The organism is Streptomyces sp. NBC_00669, from assembly GCF_036226785.1.
Lineage (GTDB): Bacteria > Actinomycetota > Actinomycetes > Streptomycetales > Streptomycetaceae > Actinacidiphila.
Genome location: NZ_CP109018.1, coordinates 2,666,108 through 2,690,934, shown reverse-complemented (window position 1 = coordinate 2,690,934; position 24,827 = coordinate 2,666,108). Strand labels below are relative to the sequence as shown.

15 protein-coding genes are annotated in these 24,827 nt (G+C 72.2%); 8 read left to right on the top strand and 7 right to left on the bottom strand.

Annotated features, from left to right (window positions below; all coding sequences use genetic code 11):
* Nucleotides 1-159 precede the first annotated feature (159 nt).
* From OG896_RS10695 to OG896_RS10680, 4 genes are all read left to right on the top strand, one after another.
* On the top strand, nt 160-1,134 hold the full coding sequence (locus OG896_RS10695) for a tetratricopeptide repeat protein (RefSeq protein WP_328469682.1): 975 nt from the start codon (nt 160-162) through the stop codon (nt 1,132-1,134).
* A 610-nt stretch (nt 1,135-1,744) separates the two neighbouring features.
* Nucleotides 1,745-2,374: a DUF6230 family protein gene (locus OG896_RS10690; RefSeq protein WP_329364474.1), complete on the top strand. Its 630-nt coding sequence runs from the start codon at nt 1,745-1,747 to the stop codon at nt 2,372-2,374.
* A 115-nt stretch (nt 2,375-2,489) separates the two neighbouring features.
* A complete protein-coding gene (locus tag OG896_RS10685) occupies nt 2,490-3,104 on the top strand; it encodes a DUF6114 domain-containing protein (protein ID WP_329364471.1) in 615 nt (204 codons plus the stop codon).
* Entirely contained in the window at nt 3,094-4,419 is a 1,326-nt protein-coding gene (locus OG896_RS10680; protein ID WP_329364469.1) for a hypothetical protein, read from the top strand. The genes OG896_RS10685 and OG896_RS10680 overlap by 11 nt, the downstream gene beginning before the upstream one ends.
* Before the next feature lie 77 nt (nt 4,420-4,496).
* Here the strand turns inward: OG896_RS10680 and pyk are convergent, their stop codons facing one another.
* The 3 genes from pyk to pta are packed head-to-tail and all read right to left on the bottom strand — an operon-like array spanning nt 4,497 to nt 9,197.
* Nucleotides 4,497-5,915 (bottom strand): pyruvate kinase, encoded by a 1,419-nt coding sequence (pyk, locus tag OG896_RS10675; protein WP_328469691.1) that lies wholly within the window; start codon nt 5,913-5,915, stop codon nt 4,497-4,499.
* Nucleotides 5,916-5,967: 52 nt separating this feature from the next.
* Nucleotides 5,968-7,119 carry an acetate kinase gene (locus tag OG896_RS10670; RefSeq protein WP_329364467.1) on the bottom strand — a complete coding sequence of 384 codons (1,152 nt, stop codon included), beginning with the start codon at nt 7,117-7,119 and terminating at the stop codon, nt 5,968-5,970.
* Nucleotides 7,116-9,197: a phosphate acetyltransferase gene (pta, locus tag OG896_RS10665; protein WP_329364465.1), complete on the bottom strand. Its 2,082-nt coding sequence runs from the start codon at nt 9,195-9,197 to the stop codon at nt 7,116-7,118. The genes OG896_RS10670 and pta overlap by 4 nt, the downstream gene beginning before the upstream one ends.
* Nucleotides 9,198-9,485: 288 nt before the next feature.
* Here pta and OG896_RS10660 point away from each other — a divergent pair, with 288 nt between their 5' ends.
* From OG896_RS10660 to OG896_RS10650, 3 genes are all read left to right on the top strand, one after another.
* Nucleotides 9,486-10,484 carry a 2-hydroxyacid dehydrogenase gene (locus OG896_RS10660; protein WP_328469697.1) on the top strand — a complete coding sequence of 333 codons (999 nt, stop codon included), beginning with the start codon at nt 9,486-9,488 and terminating at the stop codon, nt 10,482-10,484.
* Between the two features lie 91 nt (nt 10,485-10,575).
* Complete coding sequence (locus OG896_RS10655; RefSeq protein ID WP_329364464.1) at nt 10,576-11,601, top strand: ATP-dependent 6-phosphofructokinase; 1,026 nt, start codon at nt 10,576-10,578, stop codon at nt 11,599-11,601.
* A 147-nt stretch (nt 11,602-11,748) separates the two neighbouring features.
* Nucleotides 11,749-13,428, top strand: a complete 1,680-nt coding sequence (locus OG896_RS10650) for a glycosyltransferase (RefSeq protein WP_329364463.1) — start codon at nt 11,749-11,751, stop codon at nt 13,426-13,428.
* A gap of 45 nt (nt 13,429-13,473) precedes the next feature.
* On the opposite strand, the gene glgB is transcribed toward OG896_RS10650, so the two are convergent.
* The 4 genes from glgB to OG896_RS10630 all read right to left on the bottom strand — a co-directional run bounded on the left by glgB (nt 13,474) and on the right by OG896_RS10630 (nt 21,460).
* The gene (gene glgB, locus OG896_RS10645; protein WP_329364462.1) at nt 13,474-15,960 is read right to left on the bottom strand and encodes a 1,4-alpha-glucan branching enzyme; all 2,487 of its coding nucleotides are present in this window, start codon (nt 15,958-15,960) and stop codon (nt 13,474-13,476) included.
* Nucleotides 15,957-17,426, bottom strand: a complete 1,470-nt coding sequence (locus tag OG896_RS10640; RefSeq protein WP_329364460.1) for a maltokinase N-terminal cap-like domain-containing protein — start codon at nt 17,424-17,426, stop codon at nt 15,957-15,959. Before OG896_RS10640 ends, glgB begins: the two co-directional genes overlap by 4 nt.
* A 351-nt stretch (nt 17,427-17,777) precedes the next feature.
* Nucleotides 17,778-19,478: a maltose alpha-D-glucosyltransferase gene (treS, locus tag OG896_RS10635; protein WP_328469707.1), complete on the bottom strand. Its 1,701-nt coding sequence runs from the start codon at nt 19,476-19,478 to the stop codon at nt 17,778-17,780.
* Nucleotides 19,475-21,460, bottom strand: a complete 1,986-nt coding sequence (locus OG896_RS10630) for an alpha-1,4-glucan--maltose-1-phosphate maltosyltransferase (protein WP_329364457.1) — start codon at nt 21,458-21,460, stop codon at nt 19,475-19,477. The genes treS and OG896_RS10630 overlap by 4 nt, the downstream gene beginning before the upstream one ends.
* Nucleotides 21,461-22,129: 669 nt before the next feature.
* Between OG896_RS10630 and glgP the strand changes: the two genes are divergently transcribed.
* On the top strand, nt 22,130-24,751 hold the full coding sequence (gene glgP / locus OG896_RS10625; protein ID WP_329364456.1) for an alpha-glucan family phosphorylase: 2,622 nt from the start codon (nt 22,130-22,132) through the stop codon (nt 24,749-24,751).
* Nucleotides 24,752-24,827: the final 76 nt, after the last annotated feature.

The following is a 24,827-nucleotide window of genomic DNA, read 5'->3' as shown; positions in this document are numbered from 1 at the left end:
CCCACCGACGCGACAGCCACACCGTACGGACGGGGATTCCGTACCCAGCACGTTCCGCGGCGGTCTCACCGCCGCGCCGGGGACCATCCTCGGTGCCCGCAAGCCGGCGGGTCCCGGGGTCTGTACACGCTTTGCTCCGCGAGGGGGGAGGATTGCCTCATGCAGCCACGGAACATGTCCATGAGCGGCGTGGTCGACCTCGCCGCGGTGAAGGCGGCCACTGAGGCCAAGGCGAAGGCCGAGCAGGCCAGGGCACAACGCCAGGAGGCCGGCCCGGGCGCCGCCCCCGCCTCCCCGCTCGTCATCGAGGTGACCGAGGCGACCTTCGAGAGCGATGTCCTGCAGCGCTCCGCCGAGGTCCCGGTCGTCATCAGCTTCTGGGCCGATCAGGCCGAGCAGAGCAAGCAGCTCAACACGGTGCTGGAGCGGCTGGCCGGCCAGTACCGGGGGCGCTTCGTCCTCGCCACGGCCGAGGTCTACGCCAACCAGATGCTCTTCCAGCAGTTCGGTGTCCAGGGGGTGCCGGCGGTCTTCGCGGTGCTGGCCGGGCAGGCGATGCCGCTCTTCCAGGGCGCCGCCCCCGAGGAGCAGATCACCGAGGTGCTCGACCAGGTGATCGCGGTCGCCGAGCAGCGGTTCGGCATCGTCGGCGCCGAGGTGGACCCCGGCGACGCGGCCGAGGAGCCCGCCGAGGAGGCCCCGCCCCGCCCCGCCACCCCGCAGGAGCTCGCGCTCGGAGCGGCGCACGAGGCGCTGGACGCGGGCGACCTGGCCGGCGCCGTCCAGGCGTACAAGAACGTGCTCGCCGACGAGCCGGCCAACGCCGAGGCCAAGTTGGGCCTGGCGCAGGCCGAGTTGTTGCAGCGGGTGGAGGGTGCCGACCCGCAGCAGGTGCGCCGGGCGGCGGCCGACGCGCCCGACGACATCGACGCCCAACTCGCCGCGTCCGACCTCGACCTGGTCGGCGGTCACGTCGAGGACGCCTTCGGGCGGCTGGTGGACACCGTGCGGCGCACCGCGGGCGAGGACCGCGACCGGGCGCGGCTGCGGCTGTTGGAGATGTTCGAGGTGATCGGCCCGGACGACCCGCGGGTGGCCGCGGCGCGTACCGCCCTTGCCAGGGTGCTGTTCTGACCGGCGCGGCGGGCTTCGCGTACTCAGGGATTTAGCGACACGGCGGCCGCACTTTATCAAACCGTGACAATGGGCGGCCGCTGTTACTTCCGGTAGGAAGCCCGCCCCCCTTTGCGAGTTGTTGTCCGGTGATGCCGGATTCGCTCCTCCCGAATTCGGTCACACAGCGTCATATAAAGCGCCCTGGCGATCATGTTGGTGACGCTCTGCCGTTACTCGCTGGTAACGAACCCCCTTGTGCACCGGCTCCGAATGGACCACGATCGGCCAAGCTCGGTCCCGTAACCGTGCGTCCGGCCGCCAGTCGGTACGACGGGTAACGGGTCCCCGCCGGGCGGGGTGTGCGGTGATCGCCGCCGCCCCGGGACAGGGGGGTCTCCGTCCACGGATGGAACCGGATGGAGCCTGTCCCGCAAGGTTGCGCGAGAGCGTGGCCAGTGGTTGTCGCTCGGGGGTGATCGCCGGCGTTCGGACACCGCCGTCCGTACTCCCCTGGGAGGGACGGCTCATCGACCACCGGCGCTCTCCTTTCCGAGGACGTAGCACTTCTCCCATCCCGGGCCGGGCCTGAACGATCCGGCCGGAGATGTACGTCCGAGAAGGAGGAAGTATGGAGTCGCTCGTTCGTGGCGGTACCAGATGGCGGCGGTTCGCCGTCGTCATGGTGCCGAGTATCGCGGCCTCGGCCGCGATAGGCGTGGCACTGGCGCAAGGGGCGCTGGCCGCGTCCTTCAGCGTGTCGGGCCAGGAGTTCAAGGTGCACGCCGACACCTTGAACGGCACCGGGTTCATCCAGTACGGCGCGGTCGACGTCCAGCACGACGGCAAGGCTCAGCCGGTCGCGGTGTCGGCCTTCAAGTCGGCCACCATCACCGGCCTTTGCCAGTCGGTGGTGCTGCCGAACGTCCCGCTGGTCGGCGATGTGACGTTGCGGCTCACCGCGGGAAACCACGGCAAGAAGGTCAAGGCCAGCAACCTCTACATCGACCTGAACCAGCTCAACGCGGATGCGACCTTCTACGACATCAACATCGGTGTCGCGGCGGGGGACAGCCACAAGGGCCCCGGGATCGCGTCGGGCGACAAGGCCGACCCGGGTTCGTTCGCGCAGGAGGCCGACCGGGCCGTCCTGACGGACGTGGATCAGACCGCTTGGGCGACCAGTGCCGGCACCTTCAAGCTCGCCGGTCTGAGCATGAGCGTGAAGAAGGGCTCCGGTTCCGGAGTCGAGTGCTACTAGGCGACCTGGCGAAAGCCGCGCCGAGTGGCCACGGGCGAGTCGCGCCGGTCGCGGCTCGCCCCGGCCGCCGAACGTATTTCCACCGCACCAAGCCAGTCCCAGGGAGCTGTTTTCGATGAGCGCCGAGTCGACAGGACTGAGTGCCCGGTTCCGCTACGGACGCCTGGCGTTCCGCCACTGGAGGTGGCAACGCCCCTTCTGGGCCGGACTGCTGACCCTCCTCGCGGGCCTGCCCATCGCGTACTTCCCGTACGCGGACCTCACGCTCGGCCAGTTGACCGTGCGGATGTCCACCACCACCGGGTCCGCCTCGCTGATCATCGGTGTCCTGCTGTTCGTGCTGGGCCTGACCATGTGGTTCCAGCCCGCGGTACGGATCTTCTCCGGCGTCGCCTCGATCCTGCTCGCCCTGGTGTCGCTGCCGAAGTCCAACGTCGGCGGCTTCCTGATGGGCTTCCTGCTCGCGCTGCTCGGCGGCGCGCTCGCCGTGTCCTGGGCGCCCGGCGTCCCGGCGACCGACGAGCCCGGTGAGAAGGCCGAGTTGCCCGACGGCGACCCGGGCCCGGCGGGCGAGGACCAGGGCACCCCGGACACCACGCGGCCGGACGAGCCGTTCGTGCCCGCGCAGGCGCGGGGCGACGAGCCGCAACGTGCCGAGGAGCCGGTGCTCGCCGGCGGCCGCGGCGACGAAGAGACCACCAAGGAGAACGGGAGGCACCGTGCTGGGTGACGACGCTCAGCCGGCCACGAGCGACGGGCCACGCGTCAGGGCGACCTCGGGGCCGCGCCACGCGGCTCCGCGCAAGTCGCTGCTGACCAAGCTGCATGTCCCCGCCGGGAAGGCGGTGGCGCTCGCCGCGATGCCGACGGCGGTGCTGATGGGCATGGGCCTGACTCCGCACCTCGCCCAGGCCGACGAGCCCTCGACCCCGTCCTTCGCACCCGGCGCCTGCGTCTCCCAGTCCGACACGCCGTCACCGACGGCGAGCGGGCAGGACACCAAGGACGCCAAGAAGGCGGACAAGAGCGGAAAGGACGCGAAGTCCGGGTCGACCGGCAAAGACGGCGCCAAGGACGGCTCGGGCACGCCCTCGCCGTCGGCCAGCCCGGAGGGCGACAAGCCGTCCCCGAGCGCCAGTCCGAGCGCCTCGGGCGACAGCGCGGCCAAGGACACCAAGTCCACGGCCACCACCGCCCCGACGCCCACGGCGAGCCCGACCTCGTCGTACAACCCGCTGGACCCGCTGGGCCTCGGCGACCTGCTCAACGGGCTGCTGGGCGGCGGCAAGAAGACCGACCCGACCCCCGCGCCCACCACGACGAGCCCGACCCCGGCGCCGACCACCTCCGCGCCGAAGCCGGACCCGTCGCCCAGCGGCGGCTCGGATGCGGGCGGCGCGAAGGACAGCGGCAAGAAGGCCGCCAAGGACGCGGGCAAGAGCACCACGGACGCCGCCAAGAAGGCCGCCAAGGCGCTCAAGGACGCCACCGCGACCCCGAAGCCGACGGCCAGCCCGTCGCCCTCGTCCACGGCCGGCTCCGACGGCAAGCAGGGCTACCCCTGCCCGACGTACGACGCCAAGGCGCTCGACGACGCGAAGACCGAAGGGGGCATCCCCCTTCTGCCGGACCAGCCCTGGGTGCTCAAGAGCAGCATCCTGACCCTGCACGGCCTCAGTTACGACGGCATCGTGCAGGTGAAGACGGCCAGCGGTGAGATCAAGGACGTCCTGAAGTTCACCACCAGCGGCATCGACATCGGCGACCTCGACCAGTTCGTGGTCGGCGCGAACGGCAAGGGCCACACCGAGGTCAAGGCCGCCAAGGGCTCCACGTCCACGATCACCGGCGGCACCACGACGCTCTACACGGAGTCGCTCAGCGGCAATCTGCTCGGCCTGATCCCGATCACCTTCACCCCGAAGGCGCCGCCGCCGCTGACCCTGCCGGAGCTGTTCTTCACCGACGTGACGGTCATCAACGCCGGCCAGTTCGGCGGCAACCTGCACGTGCCCGGCATGCAGGTGCTGCCCGACCAGCCCTAGCGTTCCCACGGTCCGGCGAACAGCAGCGGCCACGTACCCCCTCCCACAGGGGTGCGTGGCCGCTGGTCGTCGCGCCGTCAGTTCCCGAGGTGGTGCACCCGGACCAGGTTGGTGGTGCCGGGCACGCCGGGCGGGGAGCCGGCCGTGATGATGACGGTGTCGCCCTTGGCGTACTCCGAGAGCTTGAGCATCTCCCGGTCCACCAGCTCCACCATCGCGTCGGTGTTGTCGACGTGCTCGACCACGAACGTCTCGACGCCCCAGGTCAGCGCGAGCTGGTTGCGGGTGGCGGGGTCGGTGGTGAACGCGACCACCGGCTCGGGCACCCGGTAGCGGGCCAGCCGGCGGGCGGTGTCACCGGACTTGGTGAACGCCACCAGGGTGCGCGCGTCGAGGAAGTCGGCCAGCTCGGCCGCCGCGCGGGCCACCGCGCCACCCTGGGTGCGGGGCTTCTTGCCCGGCGCCAGCGGCTGGAGCCCGCGGCAGAGCAGTTCCTCCTCGGCGGCCTCCACGATCCGCGACATCGTCTTGACCGTCTCGATCGGGTACTTGCCGACCGAGGACTCCGCCGACAGCATCACCGCGTCCGCGCCGTCCAGGATCGCGTTGGCCACGTCGGACGCCTCGGCGCGGGTCGGCCGGGAGTTGGTGATCATCGACTCCATCATCTGGGTCGCCACGATCACCGGCTTGGCGTTGCGGCGGCACAGCTCGATCAGCCGCTTCTGCACCACCGGCACCCGCTCCAGCGGGTACTCCACCGCGAGGTCGCCACGGGCCACCATCACGGCGTCGAACGCCATGACGACGTCCTCCATGTTCTCCACCGCCTGCGGCTTCTCCACCTTGGCGATGACCGGGACCCGGCGGCCCTCCTCGTCCATCACCCGGTGCACGTCGCGCACGTCCTTGGCGTCCCGGACGAAGGAGAGCGCGACCATGTCGACGCCCATCCGCAGCGCGAACCGCAGGTCCTCGATGTCCTTCTCGGACAGCGCGGGCACGTTCACCGAGGCACCGGGCAGGTTGATGCCCTTGTGGTCGGAGATCACGCCGCCCTCGACCACCAGCGAGCGGACCCGGGAGCCCTCGACCTCGATGACCCGCAGGGCCACGTTGCCGTCGTTGATCAGGATCGGGTCGCCCTGCGAGACGTCGCCGGGCAGGCCCTTGTAGGTGGTGCCGCAGATCGTCCGATCCCCGGGCACCTCCTCGGTGGTGATGACGAACTCGTCGCCGGCCACCAGCTCGACCGGTCCGTCGGCGAAGGTGGCCAGCCGGATCTTCGGCCCCTGGAGGTCGGCGAGGATGCCGACCGCTCGGCCGGTCTCCTCGGCGACCTTGCGCACGCGCTGGTACCGGTTCTCGTGCTCGGCGTGGCTGCCGTGGCTGAAGTTGAGGCGGGCCACGTTCATACCGGCGTCGACCAGCGTCTTGAGCTGGTCATACGAGTCGACGGCGGGACCCAGGGTGCAGACGATCTTGGCTCGGCGCATGGGCGCTATCCTATCGGTTTGTTCCGCTCCGGAATAATCTGGGTGTCAGTCCTCAACCGCTCACCAAGTGGTAAGTATCCCGCGCGATCTCGAACTCCTCATCAGTGGGGACCACCGCCACCGCCACCCGGCTGGCGGCGGTGGAGATCAGCCGGGCGCCGCCGGCGCGGACCGCGTTGTGCACCGGGTCGAGCGCGATGCCCAGGGCCTCCAGGTCGCGCAGGGCGGCGGCGCGGACCGCGGCGGAGTTCTCGCCGACGCCCGCGGTGAACGCGATCGCGTCGACCCGCCCGAGGACCGCGGTGAACGCGCCGACGTAGCGGCGCAGCCGGTGGACGTAGACGTCGAAGGCGAGCCGGGCGGCCGGGTCGCCCTCGCCCATCCGGCGGCCGATCTCCCGCATGTCGTTGTCGCCGCACAGGCCCAGCAGGCCGGACCGCTTGTTGAGCAGGGCGTCGATCTCGTCGCTGCCCAGGCCGCCGACCCGCTCCAGGTGGAAGACCACCGCCGGGTCGATGTCGCCCGAGCGGGTGCCCATCACCAGGCCCTCCAGCGGCGTCATGCCCATCGAGGTGTCCACGCACTCCCCGCCCCGCACCGCCGACGCCGAGGCACCGTTGCCCAGGTGCAGCACGATCACGTTGACCTCGGCGGGCTCCCTGCCGAGCAGCGCGGCCGTGGCCCGGGAGACGTAGGCGTGCGAGGTGCCGTGGAAGCCGTAGCGGCGGATGCCGTACCGGTCGGCGGTGGCCGCGTCGATCGCGTAGCGGGCCGCGGCCTCCGGGATGGTGGCGTGGAAGGCGGTGTCGAAGACCGCCACCTGCGGCAGGTCGGGGCGCAGCTCGCGGGCGACCTTGATGCCGGTGATGTTCGCCGGGTTGTGCAGCGGCGCGAGCGGCACCAGCTTCTCGATCTCGGCGACCACCTCGTCGGTGATCAGGGTCGGCTCGGTGAACCGGGTGCCGCCGTGCACCACGCGGTGCCCGACCGCGGCGAGCGCCGGCGAGTCCAGGCCCAGGCCCTGCTCGTCGAGCTGCCGCGCGACCTGCCGCAGCGCCTCGGCGTGGTCGGCGACGCCGCCCTCCTCGCCGATCCGCTCCACCACGCCGGCCGCGGGCCGGGAGTGGTCGGCCATGTCGAGCAGCTGGTACTTCACCGACGAGGAGCCGGAGTTGAGCACGAGTACGCGGGTCGCCGCTGTCACCGGGGGTCCCCCTGGGCCTGGATCGCGGTGATCGCGACCGTGTTGACGATGTCCTGCACCAGCGCGCCCCGGGACAGGTCGTTCACCGGCTTGCGCAGCCCCTGCAGGACCGGGCCGACCGCGACCGCGCCGGCCGAGCGCTGCACGGCCTTGTAGGTGTTGTTGCCGGTGTTGAGGTCGGGGAAGACCAGCACCGTGGCCTGGCCGGCCACCGCGGAACCGGGCAGCTTGGTGGCGGCGACCACCGGGGAGACCGCCGCGTCGTACTGGATCGGGCCCTCGACCAGCAGGTCGGGCCGCTGCGCGCGGACCAGGTCGGTGGCGGCCCGCACCTTGTCCACGTCGGCGCCGGAGCCGGAGGTGCCGGTGGAGTACGACAGCATCGCCACCCGCGGCTGCACGTCGAAGCGCGCCGCGGTACCCGCCGCCTGGATCGCGATGTCCGCGAGCTGCTCGGCGTCCGGGTCCGGGTTCACCGCGCAGTCGCCGTAGACCAGCACCCGGTCGGCCAGGCACATGAAGAACACCGACGAGACGATGGCCGCGCCCGGCCGGGTCTTGATGATCTCGAAGGCCGGGCGGATCGTGGCGGCCGTGGAGTGCACCGCGCCCGAGACCATGCCGTCGGCCAGGCCCTCCTGCACCATCAGGGTGCCGAAGTACGACACGTCGGCGACCACGTCGTACGCCAGCTCGTAGCTGATGCCCTTGTGCGCGCGGAGCTCGGCGTACAGGGCGGCGAAACGGTCCCTCAGCGGCGAGGTGTGCGGGTCGACGATGTCCAGCGCCGGGTCGTCCAGGCCGATGCCGAGGTCGCCGGCCTTCTTGCGGACCACGTCCTCCTCGCCGAGCAGGGTCAGCTCGCACACGCCCCGGCGCAGCAGCACCTCGGCGGCCCGCAGGATGCGCTCCTCGCCGCCCTCCGGCAGCACGATCCGCCGCTTGTCGGACCTGGCCCGCTCCAGCAGCGCGTGCTCGAACATCATCGGGGTGACCCGCGCGGAGCGGGCCACCGACAGCCGGTCGGTCAGCTCGGCGGTGTCCACGTGCGTCTCGAACAGGCCGAGCGCGGTCTCCGCCTTGCGCGGGGTGCCCGCGCCGAGCTTGCCGTCCAGGCCGAACAGCTCGGTCGCGGTGAGGAACGACCCGGTCGGCACCGCCACCACCGGCGTGCCGGGGGCCAGCCGGTCGGCGAGCTGGAGGATGTCCGGGCCGGGCTTCTCGCCCAGGGTCAGCAGCACGCCCGCGATCGGCGGCGACCCGGCCGAGTGCGCTGCCAGCGACCCTATGATCAGGTCGGCGCGGTCGCCCGGGGTGACCACCACGCAGCCCGTGGTCAGCGCCGGCAGGAACGTCGGCAGCATCGCACCGCCGAAGACGAAGTCCAGCGCGTCCCTGGCCAGCCCCGCGTCGTCGCCGAGCAGCACCTCCGCGCCCAGCGTCTCCACGATCTGCCGGACCGTCGGCGCCGACAGCGCCGGCTCGTCGGGCAGCACGTACACCGGTACGTCCAGGCTGCGCCGCAACTGGTCGGTCGCGGCGTCGAGCTGCGCCGGGTCCACCCGGTTGGCGATCATCGCGATCACGTCGCAGCCGAGGTTGGTGTAGGCGTGGTGGGCGTTGCGGACCTCGGCGACCACCGACTCGGCGCTCTGGTCGCGGCCGCCGATCACCGGCAGCACCGACGCGCCGCACTCGTTCGCCAGCCGGGCGTTGACCCCCAGCTCGGCGGGCAGGTTGGTGGCGGCGAAGTCCGAGCCGAGGATCAGCACCGTCTCGAAGCTCCGGGCGACCCGCAGATAGCCCTCGACCAGCCGCGCGGTCAGCGCCTCCTGGCCCTGTTCGGCCTGGAGCGCGGCGGCCTCCTCGTATCCCATGCCGAAGAACGTCGCCGGGTCCTGGGCGAGCCGGTAGCGGCCGCGCAGCAGTTCGAAGATCCGGTCGGGGGTGTCATGGACCAGCGGGCGGTAGATCCCGACCCGGTCCACCTGCCGGGTCAGCAGCTCCATTATTCCGAGCTCCACGACCTGGCGGCCGTCGCCACGGCCGATGCCCGTGACATAGACGCTGCGCGTCACCCCTGTGCTCCGTTCCTGCCGAACCCGTGCCGCGGGCCGGCCCCGGCCCGCGCGGTGTGTGTAGGTGCGTACGTGCGCAGATCGCGCGTACGTACAGCAGACGCTAACGCGCCAACCGGGCGAATGCCCGACCAGGGCGGGGCATACCGGGGACGCGTCGGGGGACGGACGGTGCGCTGGGCCGTTCGGCTCAGCCGGCCGGGCGCGCCCCGGCGGCTCCGGCGGGTCCGGCCGGCGGAACCGGATGTGCACGTAGAGTGAGGGGGAGTGAAGAGGGAGGGCGGTGCCATGGAGGTCCTGGCCACCGGAGTGCAGCGCGACGAACGGCCCCTGCTGGAGCGCGCCTTCGCGCCGCGGCACGAGGTCCGCTGCCTGGAGACCGTCCTGACCGCCGACACCCTGCCGCTCGCCGCGGGCTACGAAGCGGTGTCGACCAGCGTCAACGCGGTCCTGGACGCGCCCGCGCTGGAGGCGCTGGTGCGTGGCGGCACCCGGCTGATCGCCCAGCGCTCGACCGGCTACAACAACATCGACCTCGCGCACGCCGAGCGGCTGGGCCTGACCGTGGCCCGGGTGGCGCGCTACTCCCCGTACGCGGTGGCGGAGTTCGCGTGGGCGCTGGCGATGGCGCTCAACCGCCGGATCGTGCGGGCCGCCTCGCGCACCCGCGACTTCGACTTCCGGCTGGACGGCCTGCTCGGCCGCGACTTCCACGGCCGCACCGCCGGGGTGATCGGCACCGGGCGGATCGGCTCGGCGTTCGCCTCGATCGCGCGCGGCTTCGGCATGCGGCTGCTCGGCTGGGACATCTCGGTCAGCCCGCAGTGCCAGGAGATGGGGATGGAGTACGTCGAACTCGACCGGCTGCTGCGCGAGTCCGACCTGATCAGCCTGCACGTGCCGCTGATGCCCTCCACCCACCACCTGCTCGGCGCCCGGCGGCTGTCCGAGCTGAAGGACGACGCGATCGTGGTCAACACCAGCCGCGGCGCGCTGATCGACTCCGGGGCGCTGGTGGACACGCTGCGCGAGGGCCGGCTCGGCGGGGTCGGGCTCGACGTGTACGAGGAGGAGGCCGGCGTCTTCTTCTACGACAAGTCCCTGGAGGTGATGACCGACGACACCCTGGCGCGGCTGCTGACCTTCGCGCAGGTGCTGGTCACCTCGCACCAGGCGTACTTCACGGTGGACGCCGTGGAGGAGATCGTGGCGGCGACCGTCCGCAATGTGGACGACTTCGTCGTCGGGCGGATCACGGAGTGCACGCTGATCCCGAAGTCCCCGTGACGCCGGGGGCCCGTTCTGCCGACCCGCGAGGCCGGTGCGGACCCGCGCCCGACCCGCGAACCGCTATCCGTGTCTCCTGGAGATATCGCCCATGCGCATCGGAGTGCTCACCGCCGGAGGCGACTGCCCCGGCCTCAACGCCGTCATCCGATCGGTCGTGCATCGTGCGCTGACCGGCCATACGGACGAGGTGATCGGCTTCGAGGACGGCTTCGTCGGCCTGCTCGAAGGCCGGTTCCGCGAACTCGACCTCAACTCCGTCAGCGGCATCCTGGCCCGCGGCGGCACCATCCTCGGTTCGGCCCGGCTGGAGCGCGCCCGGCTGCGCGAGGCCGCCGACAACGCCGACGAACTGTGCGCCGCCTACGGCATCGACGTGCTGATCCCGATCGGCGGCGAGGGCACGCTGACCGCCGCCCGGATGCTCGCCGACGCCGGGATGCCGGTGGTCGGGGTGCCCAAGACCATCGACAACGACATCAACGGCACCGACCGCACCTTCGGCTTCGACACCGCCGTCACCGTCGCCTCCGAGGCGATCGACCGGCTCCAGACCACCGCCGAGTCGCACCAACGGGTCATGGTGGTCGAGGTGATGGGCCGGCACGCGGGCTGGATCGCCCTGGAGGCGGGCATGGCCAGCGGCGCGCACGGCATCTGCGTGCCCGAGCGGCCCTTCGACCCGGCCGACCTGGTGGACATGGTCGAGAAGCGCTTCGCCCGCGGCAAGAAGTTCGCGGTGGTCTGCGTCGCGGAGGGCGCGCACCCGGCGAAGGACACCATGGACTACGGCGTCGGCGCCATCGACAAGTTCGGCCACGAGCGCTTCACCGGCATCGGCACCACCCTCGCCCGCGAGTTGGAGACCCGGCTGGGCAAGGAGGCCCGCCCGGTCATCCTCGGCCACATCCAGCGCGGCGGTGTCCCCACGCCGTACGACCGGGTGCTGGCCACCCGCTTCGGCTGGCACGCGGTCGAGGCCGCGCACGCCGGTTCGTTCGGGCACATGACCGCGCTGCACGGCACCCGGATCGTGATGGTGCCGCTCGCCGACGCCATCACCCACCTCAAGACCGTTCCCGAGGACCGGATGGACGAGGCCGAATCGGTGTACTGACCGCCAGGGCCGTCCACTTGAGGCCCGTCACCCGAGTCCGTCGTCCGAGTGCCTTCACCCGCCGGTCAAGTCCCGTACAACTCTTCGCCACGTTCGGCAGTCTCCCAAGCAAAGCACCGTTCAAGTGGTGCGTGGAGGGGAATTGCCGTGCTGAAGGCCAGTATTGTCGTACCCGTTTACAACGCCGGAGAGTACATAGACCGTTGCGCTCCGTCGCTGACCGGGCAGACCATCGGGCCGGACGCCTATGAGGTCATTTACGTCGACGACGGTTCCACCGATGACTCGGCACAGCGGCTGGCCCGGTTGGCCGAGGAGTTCCCGCACGTCAGAGTGCATGAGCAGGAGAACTCCGGCTGGCCGGGAAAACCCCGCAACGTGGGGATCAGACTGGCCCGGGGCGCGTATGTGCACTTCGTCGACCAGGACGACGAACTCGCCCCCGACGCGCTGGAACGGCTGCACGCGCTCGCGGTGCGCAACGGCTCCGACATCGTGTTCGGAAAGGCGCACGGCGAGATGCAGGGGCCCGGGAACATCTTCCGGCACACCCGGGAGCGCTGCTCGGTCCAGGACACCGAACTCTTCGAGACGCTCACCCCGCACAAGATGTTCCGCCGCGACTTCCTGCTGGAACACGGCATCGAATTCCCCGAGGGCCGGGTCCGGTTGGAGGACCAGCTCTTCCTCGCCCGCGCCTACCCGCTGGCCAGGACCGTCTCCATCCTCGGCGACCGCCCCGTCTACCACTGGCAGCGGCGCGGCGACGGCGGCAACAACAGCAGCCGGCCGCCCAGCCCCGAGGACTACTACGGGCACCTGCGCAACGTGGTGCGCGCGGTCAAGGAGCGCTCCGAGCCCGGCGAGGTCCAGGACCGCATGCTGCGCCGCAACTACCGGGTGGAGATCCTCCGTCCGGTCACCGAGCCCCGGGTGCTCCAGCGCACCGGCAAGCAACTGGAGCGCCACTTCCGGATCGTCCGCGACCTGGCCCGCGAGGAGTTCCCGCCCGGTGTCGCCGCCGGACTGCCCGGCATCGCGGGGCTGCGGGCCCACCTGCTGGAGCAGGGCAACCTCGACGGGCTGGTCGCACTCGGCCGCCGTTCCCAGGACATCCGGCTGCGCGTCGAGGTCGGCGCCGCGCGCTGGCACGGCGGCCGGCTCACGCTGCCGCTGCGGGTCTGGCTGGCGCACGCCGACGGCAGCCCGGTCACCCTCGCCCGGCAGGACGACGGCCGCCTCCTGCTCGACCCCGGGCTGCTGGCCGACATACCCGGCCAGGACACCTGGGAGGTCAAGGACCCCTTCGCGTACGCGCACGGCGAGGTGCTGGTCAAGGACCCCCGGCAGACCCTGTACTGGTACCCGGAGAACGACCTGCGCCCGCGGCTGGAGGACACCGGGGACGGCCGCTGCCACGTCGTGCTCGCCGCCGACACCGTCATCGACCCGCTCACCCTCGCCGGCGGCGGCCCCCTGGACCCCGGGCGCTACGAACTGTGGCTGGACGTCCAGTCGCTGGGCGTGGGCCGCCGCCCGCGGGTGACCCTCCCCGCGAGCGCCCGCAGCGCCGGCCACCCGGGCCGGCACGCCGCCCGCCTCGCCATCGTCGGCACCCCGCCGCGCATGGTCGTGGCCGGCTGGAACGGCCCGGGCGGCCAGCTCCAACTGCGCGTCTCCCCGCCGCAGAAGACCTCCCTGCGGCGCGCCGTGCTGATGCGGGCGGCCGCCGACGAGCGGCTGCGTTCCCCCGCGAAGGCCGTCTTCCGCCGCCTGCCGCCGTCCGCCCGCGCCCATCTGCGCCGCACGCTGCGACCCGACGTCTGACCCGCGGGCGGCCGGCGCGGCGCGGCCACCCGCGGCGCGGCCGGCTCAGTCGATGGCCGGCCGCAGCCAGACCGTGGCGAGCGGCGGGACGGTCACCGCGATGCTGTGGCGCCGGCCGTGCCAGGGCGACGGCTCGCTCTTGACCGGCCCCTCCACCCGCACGCCGCTGCCGCCGTACCGGGTCTCGTCGGTGTTGAGCACCGCGGTCCAGACCCCTTCGGGGCAGCCGAGTCGGTAGTCCTGGCGGACCACCGGGGAGAAGTTGCTGACGCACATCAGCGGGCGCCCGGCGGTGTCGTAGCGCAGGAAGGACAGCGTGTTGTCCTCCGCGGCGCCGCCGTCGATCCACTCGAAGCCGCCCGGGTCGGTGTCGCGCTGCCACAGCGCGGGCGTCGCGGTGTAGACCGCGTTGAGGTCGCGCACCAGGTCGCGCACCCCGCGGTGGTCGCCGGCCGCGGAGTAGGTCTCGTCCAGCAGCCACCAGTCCGGGCCGCTCTCGTGCGACCACTCCGCGCCCTGGGCGAACTCCTGCCCCATGAAGAGCAGTTGCTTGCCCGGGTGGGCCCACATGTAGCCGAGGTAGGCGCGGTGGTCGGCCCGCCGCTGCCACCAGTCGCCGGGCATCTTCTCGACCAGCGCCCGCTTGCCGTGCACCACCTCGTCGTGCGAGATGGGCAGGACGTAGTTCTCGCTGTACGCGTACACCATCGAGAACGTCATCTCGTTGTGGTGGTACTTGCGGTGCACCGGCTCGTGCGCCATGTACTCCAGCGTGTCGTGCATCCAGCCCATGTTCCACTTCAGGCCGAAGCCGAGGCCGCCGAAGCCGGTCGGGCCGACCTGGTGGGTGGGGCGGGTGACGCCGTCCCACGCGGTGGACTCCTCGGCGATGGTGACCGCGCCGGGGCAGCGCCGGTAGACGGTGGCGTTCATCTCCTGGAGGAAGGCCACCGCGTCCAGGTTCTCCCGGCCGCCGTACACGTTGGGCAGCCAGTCGTCGCCCTCCCGGGAGTAGTCGAGGTAGAGCATCGAGGCCACCGCGTCGACCCGCAGGCCGTCGATGTGGAACTCCTCGCACCAGTACACCGCGTTGGCCACCAGGAAGTTGCGGACCTCGGTGCGGCCGAAGTCGAACTCCAGGGTGCCCCAGTCGGGGTGCTCGGCGCGGCGCGGGTCGGCCGGTTCGTACAGCGGCTCCCCGTCGAACCGGGCCAGCGCCCACTCGTCCTTCGGGAAGTGCGCCGGGACCCAGTCCATGATCACGCCGATGCCGGCCCGGTGCAGCGCGTCCACCAGGAACCGGAAGTCGTCCGGCGAGCCCAGCCGCGAGGTCGGGGCGTAGTAGGAGGTGACCTGGTACCCCCACGAGCCGCCGAAGGGGTGCTCGGCGACCGGCATCAACTCCACGTGGGTGAAGCCGAGTTCCTGCACGTAGGCGGGCAACTGCTCGGCCAGGCCGCGGTAGTCCAGGCCCGGCCGCCAGGAGGGCAGGTGCACCTCGTACACCGACAGCGGGGCGCGGTGCAGCGGGGTGTCCGCGCGGTGCGCCATCCACTCCGCGTCGTTCCAGTCGTACGACGACCGCGTGACGATCGACGCGGTGGCCGGCGGGAGTTCGGTGGCGCGGGCCATCGGGTCGGCCTTCATGCCGCGCGAGCCGTCCGGGCGGGTGATCTCGTACTTGTAGGCGGTGCCGGGGCCGATGCCCGGGACGAACAGCTCCCACACGCCCGACGAGCCCAGCGAGCGCATCGGCAGTCCGGTGCCGTCCCAGAAGTTGAAGTCCGCGGCCAGCCGCACCCCGCGCGCGTTCGGCGCCCACACCGCGAAACGGGTGCCGGTCACCCCGCCGTGCGTCATCGGCTCCGAGCCCAGCGCCTTCCACAGCTGCTCGTGCCGGCCCTCACCGATCAGGTGCAGGTCCAACTCGCCGAGCGAGGGCAGGAACCGGTACGGGTCGTCGACCACCAGCTCGCCCGCGTCGTACGTCACCGCGAGCTGGTACCGCGTCGGCACGTCGGCGAGGGGGAGCAGCGCGGAGAACAATCCGTCGCCCTCCGCGGCCAGTTCGCTGCGTTCCCCGTCCACGACGACCGCGACGGATCGGGCGAACGGGCGCAGGGCCCGGAACCGGAGTCCCCCCGGCTCGGGGTGCGCTCCCAGCAGCGCGTGCGGGTCGTGGTGGGCGCCGTTGAGCAGCCGCCACTTCTCGTCAGGGCTGAGCCCGGAGCCGTCGCCGGCGGTGCCCTCGCGGTTCGGGGTGGCCGCTCCCCGATCTCCCGGGGTGCCCCCGGCGCCCCTGCCGGCGGCGGCGCCGTTGCCGTTCGGGGTGGCCGCCACCGTCCCGGTGGGGCGGTTCGGTTCGTCCCGGAGCACCTGCCCGGTGGGGGGCTTGTCGCGCGGTTCCCCGCGGGCCGGGCCGCCCGAGGCGGCGGGATGGGGGGTGGTGGCGTCGTAGCCGCGGGCGGCGGCTTCCGGGAGGGCGCCGTCACCGGCGGACGGCTGGCGCGGGGGCTGTGCGGCGGGGGTCACGGCGAGCACTCCTCGGATTCGGACGCGGACAGGGGGGACGGGGCCGGCGACGCGGCCAGGCGGGCCAGGGCGGAGAGCGGGATGGGCAGCCAGGCGGGACGGTGCCGGGCCTCGTACCGGGCCTCGTACACCGCCTTGTCGGTTTCGAAGGCCCGTATCAGCACGGGCTGTTCGCGCGGGTCGGTGCCGGCGACCCCGGCGTACCCGGCGCAGAACGCGTCGCGGTGCCGGGCGGCCCAGGGGCCGTTGCCGCTGTGGTGGGCGGCGTAGTCGAAGGACCTCAGCATGCCGGCGACGTCCTGGACCGGCGGCGCGGGGCGGCGCCGCTCGGCCAGCGGGCGGGCCGGCTCGCCCTCGAAGTCGATCAGCACCCACTCGCCGTCCGGCCCGCGCAGCGCCTGGCCGAGGTGCAGGTCGCCGTGGATGCGCTGGGCGATCACCACCCCGCCGGGACCGGTGCCCGCGCCGAGCTTGGCGAGGTCGTCGTAGGCGGAGCGGAGCGCGCCCGCGAAGGGGCGGACCGCGGGCACTTCGGCGGCGGTCTCCTCCAGCCGCCGGGTCATCGCGGCGGCGACCCGCTCCAGCGCGCGGCCGTCGAGCCGGTGCACCGGCAGGGCCGAGGCGAGCGCCTGGTGCACTTCGGCGGTGGCCCGGCCGAGCGCGGCCGCCTCGGCCCGGAAGTCGCCGTCCTCGGCCACCGACGCCAGCGCGAGCGCCCACCCGTCGGACGAGCCGGGCAGGAAGCGCTGGAGCACCCCGAGGGTGGTCGGCTCCCGGCCCTGCGCCGGGGCGCTGTCGCCGTCGTCGCCGTCCAGCCCCTCGAACCACGCCACCGGCTCGGCCACCCGCCGCGACCCGGCCCGGGCCAGCGCGAGCGACAGTTCCAGGTCCGGGTTGGTGCCGGGCGAGACGCGGCGGAAGAGCTTGAGGATGTAGCGGTCGCCGTAGACCACGGAGGTGTTGGACTGCTCCGCGGTCGACACCCGGGGGGCCAGCCCGGGCGGGAACTCGGCGGTCGGCTCGGTGGTGAAGCGCAGGCCTCCGCTGCGGCCGGGCAGTTTGAGCCGTTCCAGCAGAAGTGCGGCCATTCGGGGGTCGTGCGGTGCGTCGTAGAGGGTCAGCCCGTCGTACGGGCCGCCGACGGCCGGGCCGAGGGCGGTGCGCACCAGCGCGGACGGCAGCAGCGGATGCGCGCCGAGCAGGAGTTGGTAGCAGTCCGGCGGCCGGCCGGGCTGCTCCACGTCGACCAGGACGTGCAGCAGGCCGAGCGGACCGAGTCGGCCACCCGGGGGAACCAGTTCGGTCGCGGCGGCCAGCCGGAAGTCACCGATCGGCAGGCCTTTGCCGGCGAACCAGCGCTGTCTCGGCAGCCAGCCGCGCAGCAGCGGGTCGAGGGAGCGAAGCAGCCCCGGCACGAGATCGCGGCCGGTGACGGCGGGGACACGGGTCCAGGAGCTGTCCGACATGACGTCCTTTCCCCGGGGGAGTCGCGCACCCTGCCGCTGGGTCGAGCGGCGGATGCGCCAGCCTCCCGGATGACGGGTTCGGGCTGTCCGGCGACACGGGGAGCCTGCCCCGGCCGGGTGACAGGAAACCGCCGTACGGGCTGCTGCGGGTTTCGCTTGATCGTCCCAAAGGTGCGGGCCCCCCGCACCTCGGGCGCGGGAACGTAACCTCCCGGCGGTCGGACGTAACCGTCCGGGTGACGGAACGTTACGCCGAGGGGCCGGTCGAGCCCGGGGGAGCCGGGGGAGCCGGGGGAGCCGGGGGAGCCGGGGGAGCGGCCCAGTGGGGGCCGGTCCGCCCGGCCCCCGCCGTCAGGACGGGTCGCGCCGCAGCCGGAACCAGTAGAAGCCGTGCCCGGCCAGGGTGAGCAGGTACGGCAGTTGGCCGATCGCCGGGAAGCGCACCCCGCCGATCAGCTCCACCGGGTGGCGGCCCGCGAACTGCCGCAGGTCCAGCTCGGTGGGCTGGGCGAAGCGGGAGAAGTTGTTCACGCACAGCACCAGGTCGTCGCCGTCCTCCCGCAGGAAGGCGAGCACCGCCGGGTTGCTCGACGGCAGTTCGGTGAAGGAGCCGACGCCGAACGCCCGGTTCTGCTTGCGGATCTCGATCATCCGCCGGGTCCAGTGCAGCAGCGAGCTGGGGGAGCTCATCTGCGCCTCGACGTTGGTGACCTGGTAGCCGTAGACCGGGTCCATGATGGTCGGCAGGTAGAGCCGGCCGGGGTCGGAGGAGGAGAACCCGGCGTTGCGGTCCGGCGTCCACTGCATGGGGGTGCGCACCCCGTCGCGGTCACCGAGCCAGATGTTGTCGCCCATCCCGATCTCGTCGCCGTAGTAGAGGATCGGCGAGCCGGGCAGGGACAGCAGCAGCGCGGTGAACAGCTCGATCTGGTTGCGGTCGTTGTCCAGCAGCGGGGCCAGCCGGCGCCGGATGCCGATGTTGGCGCGCATCCGCGGGTCCTTGGCGTACTCCGCGTACATGTAGTCGCGCTCTTCGTCGGTGACCATCTCCAGCGTCAACTCGTCGTGGTTGCGCAGGAAGATGCCCCACTGGCAGTTCGCCGGGATGGCCGGGGTCTTGGCGAGCACCTCGGAGACCGGGTAGCGCGACTCGCGGCGCACCGCCATGAAGATCCGCGGCATCACCGGGAAGTGGAACGCCATGTGGCACTCGTCGCCGCCGGCCGGGAAGTCGCCGAAGTAGTCGACCACGTCCTCCGGCCACTGGTTCGCCTCGGCGAGCAGCACGGTGTCCGGGTAGTGCGCGTCGATCTCGGCGCGCACCTTCTTCAGGAAGCTGTGGGTGCGCGGCAGGTTCTCGCAGTTGCTGCCCTCCTCCTGGTAGAGGTAGGGCACGGCGTCCAGCCGGAAGCCGTCGATGCCCAGGTCAAGCCAGAACTTCAGGGCGGCCAGGATCTCCTCCTGCACCTGCGGGTTCTCGTAGTTGAGATCCGGCTGGTGGGAGAAGAAGCGGTGCCAGTAGTACTGCTTGCGGACCGGGTCGAAGGTCCAGTTCGACGTCTCGGTGTCCACGAAGATGACCCGGGCGTCGGAGAACTGCTTGTCGTCGTCCGCCCAGGTGTAGTAGTCGCCGTACGGCCCGTCCGGATCGCTGCGGGACGCCTGGAACCACGGGTGCTGGTCGCTGGTGTGGTTCATGACGAAGTCGATGATGACGCGCATGCCGCGCTGGTGGGTGGCGTCCACGAACTCCACGAAGTCGGCGAGGTCGCCGAACTCCGGCAGTACCGCGGTGTAGTCCGCGACGTCGTATCCGCCGTCCCGCAGGGGGGAGGCGAAGAACGGCGGCAGCCACAGGCAGTCCACGCCGAGCCATTGCAGGTAGTCGAGTTTGGCGGTGATCCCCTTCAGGTCGCCGACGCCGTCGCCGTTGCTGTCCTGGAACGAGCGGACGAGGACTTCGTAGAACACCGCCCGTTTGAACCATTCGGGATCACGGTCCTTGGCCGGCGTGTCCTCGAACGTGTCAGGAACGGGTTCGTTGACGATCAACTGAGTGACCCTCCGATCGATGGAGACGGTCGCAGCGACAGGACGTGCGCGGGCGCGCGGCCCGGTTCAAGGCGCACATAGTTGTCCCTGCCCCAGTGGTAGGTCTGACCGGATAGCTCGTCGCGTACCGGGAACGACTCGTGCCAGGAGAGCCCGAGCGCCGCCATGTCCAACGACACGGTGGCCTCCTGGGTGTGGAAGGGGTCCAGGTTGACGACCACCAGTACGACGTCGTCGCCGTGCCGCTTGGAGAACGCGAGCAGGGCTTCGTTGTCCACCGGGTGGAACGTGATGTCCCGCAGCTGCCGAAGCGCCGGGTGACGGCGGCGCAGCCGGTTGAGCGTGGTGAGCAGCGGGGCCAGCGAGCGCCCCTCGGCCTCGGCCTTTGCCCAGTCACGCGGCCGCAGTTCGTACTTCTCGGAGTCGGCGTACTCCTCGCTGCCGGGGTGCGCGGGGGTGCCCTCGCACAGCTCGAATCCCGCGTAGACGCCCCAGCTCGGAGAGAGGGTGGCGGCGAGCACGGCGCGGGTCTCGAAGGCCGGCCGGCCGCCGTTCTGCAGGTAGGCGTGCAGGATGTCGGGGGTGTTCACGAAGAAGTTCGGCCGCATGTGGGCCGCGCTGTCCCCGCTCAGCTCCCGCAGGTAGTCGGTGAGTTCGGCGCGGCTGTTGCGCCAGGTGAAGTAGGTGTACGACTGCTGGAAGCCGATCTTGCCGAGGGTGGCCATCATCGCCGGGCGGGTGAACGCCTCGGCGAGGAAGATCACGTCGGGATCGGTCCGGTTGATGTCGACGATCACCTTCTCCCAGAAGACCACGGGCTTGGTGTGCGGGTTGTCCACCCGGAAGATCCGGACGCCGTGCGCCATCCAGTGCCGCAGCACCCGCAGCGTCTCCCGCACGATGCCGGCGAAGTCCTGGTCGAAGGCGATCGGGTAGATGTCCTGGTACTTCTTCGGCGGGTTCTCCGCGTAGGCGATGGTGCCGTCGGCGCGGTGCGCGAACCACTCCGGGTGCTTCTCCACCCAGGGGTGGTCCGGCGAGCACTGCAGGGCGAAGTCGAGGGCGACCTCCAGGCGCAGGTCGCGGGCGCGGGCCACGAAGTGGTCGAAGTCGGCGAGGGTGCCCAGGTCCGGGTGGACCGCGTCGTGGCCGCCTTCGGGCGAGCCGATCGCCCACGGCGAGCCGACGTCGTCGGGCCCGGGGGTCAGGCTGTTGTTGCGGCCCTTGCGGAACGCGGAGCCGATCGGGTGGATCGGCGGCAGGTACACCACGTCGAAGCCCATCGCGGCCACCGCGGGCAGCCGCTCGGCGGCGGTGCGGAAGGTGCCCGAGCGCAGCCGCCCGTCCGGCCCGGCGGTCGCGCCCTCCGAGCGCGGGAAGAACTCGTACCAGGACCCGAACAGGGCGCGCTCGCGCTCGACGTGCAGCGGCATCGGCCGGGAGGCGCTGACCAGTTCGCGCAGCGGGAAGCGGTCCAGCGCCGCCACCACCTCGGGGGCCAGCGCGGCGGCGTGCCGGGCGGACGGGGCGAGGGCGGAGTCGCGCAGCACGTCCACCGCGGCGAGCACCGCGGGCCGGCCGTCGCCCTTGGGCACCCCGGCCGCGGCCCTTTCGTACAGGTGCGCGCCCTCGGCGAGCACCAGTTCGGTGTCGATGCCGGCCGGGATCTTGATGCCCGCGGTGTGCCGCCAGGTCGCCACCGGGTCCGACCACGCCTCGACCGTGTACGTCCAGCGCCCTTCGGCCGTCGGAGTGATGTGCGCCCCCCACCGGTCGGTGCCCGGCGCCAGCTCCCGCATCGGCGTCCACGGTCCGGACCGGCCGGAGCCGTCGCGCAGCACCACGTTCGCGGCCACCGCGTCATGGCCCTCGCGGAAGACGGTGGCGGTCACCTGGAACCGCTCACCGACCACCGCTTTGGCGGGCCTTCTGCCGCAGTCCACACTCGGCTGGACATCGACGACGGGGATACGACCGATCATTTCCTCACCTGACAGCTCGGTACGGGACGGACTCGACTGACGCGCGGGTGACTTCGGTGCACGGGGTATCCGGGACTGCCCGGGGACGGGAGCCTCGCTACTTTTTAACTGTTCTTGGCCGAACCGGCTCGCCTGCGGGGTCCCTCCGGGAGGGGTTCACCCGGGTGGCTGCCGGTGCGGTGCGGTGCGGTGCGGTGCGGTGCTGGTGCTGGTGCTGATGCGGTGCCGGTGCAGTGCTGGTGCGGTGCCGCATACGTCCGAGCCTGCCCACGCTTCCCGGACTGAACGCCCCCTCTGACGCCGTTTCGGTAGCGCGCGGCGAGTGCGCGCGTTCGTGGTGACCGATCCGCCGACCGGCCGCACCCCTTACGCACGCTCGGTGTGAGAGCTTCACGCCCCTTTGCGCGCCCCCGCGTACGCCTGCGGGTGGGCGAACGCCGCCGGTGAGCCGCTCGCACGCCGTCTCGTTCCAGCCACCAGCATCGCACCCCCTCGGTACCACCGCAGCCCTCCCCTGCCTGCGGTGGACGTGCCCGCCGACCGGTCTCGAACGCGCCCGCGCCCAGGCCCGTCAGGCGTTCGCTTCCGTGAGCCTCCGTTCGGGCGTTTGGCCCTGGAGATCGTGGACAACCGGCCCGCCCCCCGGCCCACCGGGCTACGGTCGAAGGCGTGAAGGCAATCCGTCGATTCACCGTGCGCACCGTCCTGCCGGAACCTCTGCGCCCGCTGGGGGAACTGGCCGCGAACCTACGCTGGTCCTGGCACGAGGAGACCAGGGAGCTGTTCCGCAGCGTCCACCCCGAAGGCTGGCGGGCCGCCCAGGGCGATCCGGTCCGGCTGCTCGGCTCGGTCTCCAAGGAGCGGCTGGCCGCGCTCGCCGGCGACCGCCGCTTCCTGCGCCGGCTGACCGCCGCCGCGGAGGACCTCGCGGACTACACCGCCGGGCCCCGCTGGTACCAGGAGCAGAGCGACCTGCCCGCCGCCGTCGGCTACTTCTCACCCGAGTTCGGCATCACCTGGGCGCTGCCGCAGTACAGCGGCGGCCTGGGCATCCTCGCCGGAGACCACCTCAAGGCCGCCAGCGACCTGGGCGTGCCGCTGATCGGCGTCGGCCTGCTCTACCGGCACGGCTACTTCCGGCAGAGCCTGTCCCGCGAGGGCTGGCAGCAGGAGCAGTACCCCGTCCTCGACCCCAACTCGCTGCCGGTCAGCCCGCTGCGCGAGGCCGACGGCACCCCGGCCCGGGTCGCCCTCGCGCTGCCCGGCGGCCGGACGCTGACCGCGCGGATCTGGACCGTCCAGGTCGGCCGGGTGCCGCTGCTGCTGCTCGACTCCGACGTCGAGCCCAACCAGCCCGCCGAACGCGACGTCACCGACCGGCTCTACGGCGGCGGCAGCGAGCACCGCCTGCTCCAGGAGATGCTGCTCGGCATCGGCGGGGTCCGCGCGGTCCGCGCCTACTGCCGGATCACCGGCCACCTGGAGCCCGAGGTCTTCCACACCAACGAGGGCCACGCCGGCTTCCTCGGCCTGGAGCGGATCAGGGAGCTGTCCCACGAGGGGCTCGACTTCGACGCGGCCCTGGAAGCGGTGCGGGCCGGCACCGTGTTCACCACCCACACCCCGGTCCCGGCCGGCATCGACCGCTTCACCCGCGACCTGGTCGCCCGCCACCTCGGCGACGGCGGCGAGCTGCCCGGCGTGGACGTCGGCCGGATTCTCGAACTCGGCCGCGAGACCTACCCCGGCGGCGACCCCGACCTGTTCAACATGGCCGTGATGGGCCTGCGGCTGGCCCAGCGCGCCAACGGCGTCTCCACGCTGCACGGCGCGGTCAGCCGGCAGATGTTCGCCGGGCTGTGGCCCGGGTTCGACCCCGAGGACGTGCCCATCACCTCGATCACCAACGGCGTGCACGCGCCCACTTGGGTGGCGCCGGAGGTGCTGCGGCTCGGCAGCCGCCAGTTCGGCGCCTCGCGCGCCGAGGACGCCCTGATGATCGGCGGCGCCGAACGCTGGGAGGCGGTCGCCGACGTGCCCGACGCCGCGGTGTGGGAGCTGCGCCGCACCCTGCGCGAGCAGCTCGTCGAGGACGTGCGCAGCCGGCTGCGCGCCTCCTGGCGGCAGCGTGGCGCGAACGACGCCGAACTGGGCTGGACCGACCACGTCCTGGACCCGGACGTGCTCACCATCGGCTTCGCCCGCCGGGTGCCCTCCTACAAGCGGCTCACCTTGATGCTGCGCGACAAGGAGCGGCTGGCCGCGATGCTGCTGCACCCGGATCGGCCGATCCAGATCGTGGTGGCCGGCAAGGCCCACCCCGCCGACGAGGGCGGCAAGCGGCTGGTCCAGGAGCTGGTGCGGTTCACCGACGACCCCCGGGTCAGGCACCGCATCGTCTTCCTGCCCGACTACGACATGCGGATGGCCCGCACCCTCTACCCCGGTTGCGACGTCTGGCTCAACAACCCGCTGCGCCCGCTGGAGGCGTGCGGCACCTCCGGGATGAAGGCCGCGCTCAACGGCTGCCTCAACCTGTCCGTCCTCGACGGCTGGTGGGACGAGTGGTACGACGGCGAGAACGGCTGGGCGATCCCGACCGCCGACGGCGTCACCGACGAGGACCGGCGCGACGAACTGGAGGCCGCCGGGCTCTACGACCTGCTGGAGCAGCAGGTCGCCCCGCGCTTCTACGACCAGGGCAGGAACGGCCTGCCGCAGCGCTGGGTCCAGATGGTCCGGCACACCCTGAGCACGCTGGGCCCCAAGGTGCTCGCCGGGCGGATGGTCCGCGACTACGTCCGGCAGCTCTACGCCCCGGCGGCCCGCTCGCACCGGGCCGTGCGCGGCCCGGCCGCGGCAGAACTCGCGCAGTGGAAGCGGCGGGTGCGCCAGGAGTGGCCGCGGGTCGCGGTCGACCACGTGGAGACCGTCGCCGCCGAGGGCGCGGTGGACGACGCCGCGGAGCTGGGCTCCACCCTCACGCTGCGGGTGCAGGTCGCGCTCGGCGGCCTCGACCCCTCCGACGTGGACGTCCAGTTGCTGTCCGGGCCGGTGGACGCCGCGGACCGGCTCACCGCGCCCGCGGTGCAGTCACTCAAGCCGGTGACGCGCGCCGACGTGGCGGGCCGCTACACCTTCGAGGGACCGCTCACCCTGGACCGGACCGGCGCCTTCGGCTACACCGCCCGGGTGCTGCCGGCCCATCCGCTGATGGCGACCCCGGCCGAGCTGGGCCTGGTCGCGGTCCCGCCGGAGACCGAGGGCATGACGGCGGGCGTGCTGCGCTAGCGAAGCGCCCCGGGCAGGGGGGAGGCCCGCACCGATGTGCGTGGTGCGGGCCTCCGCTCAGCCACTGGGGTGAAGC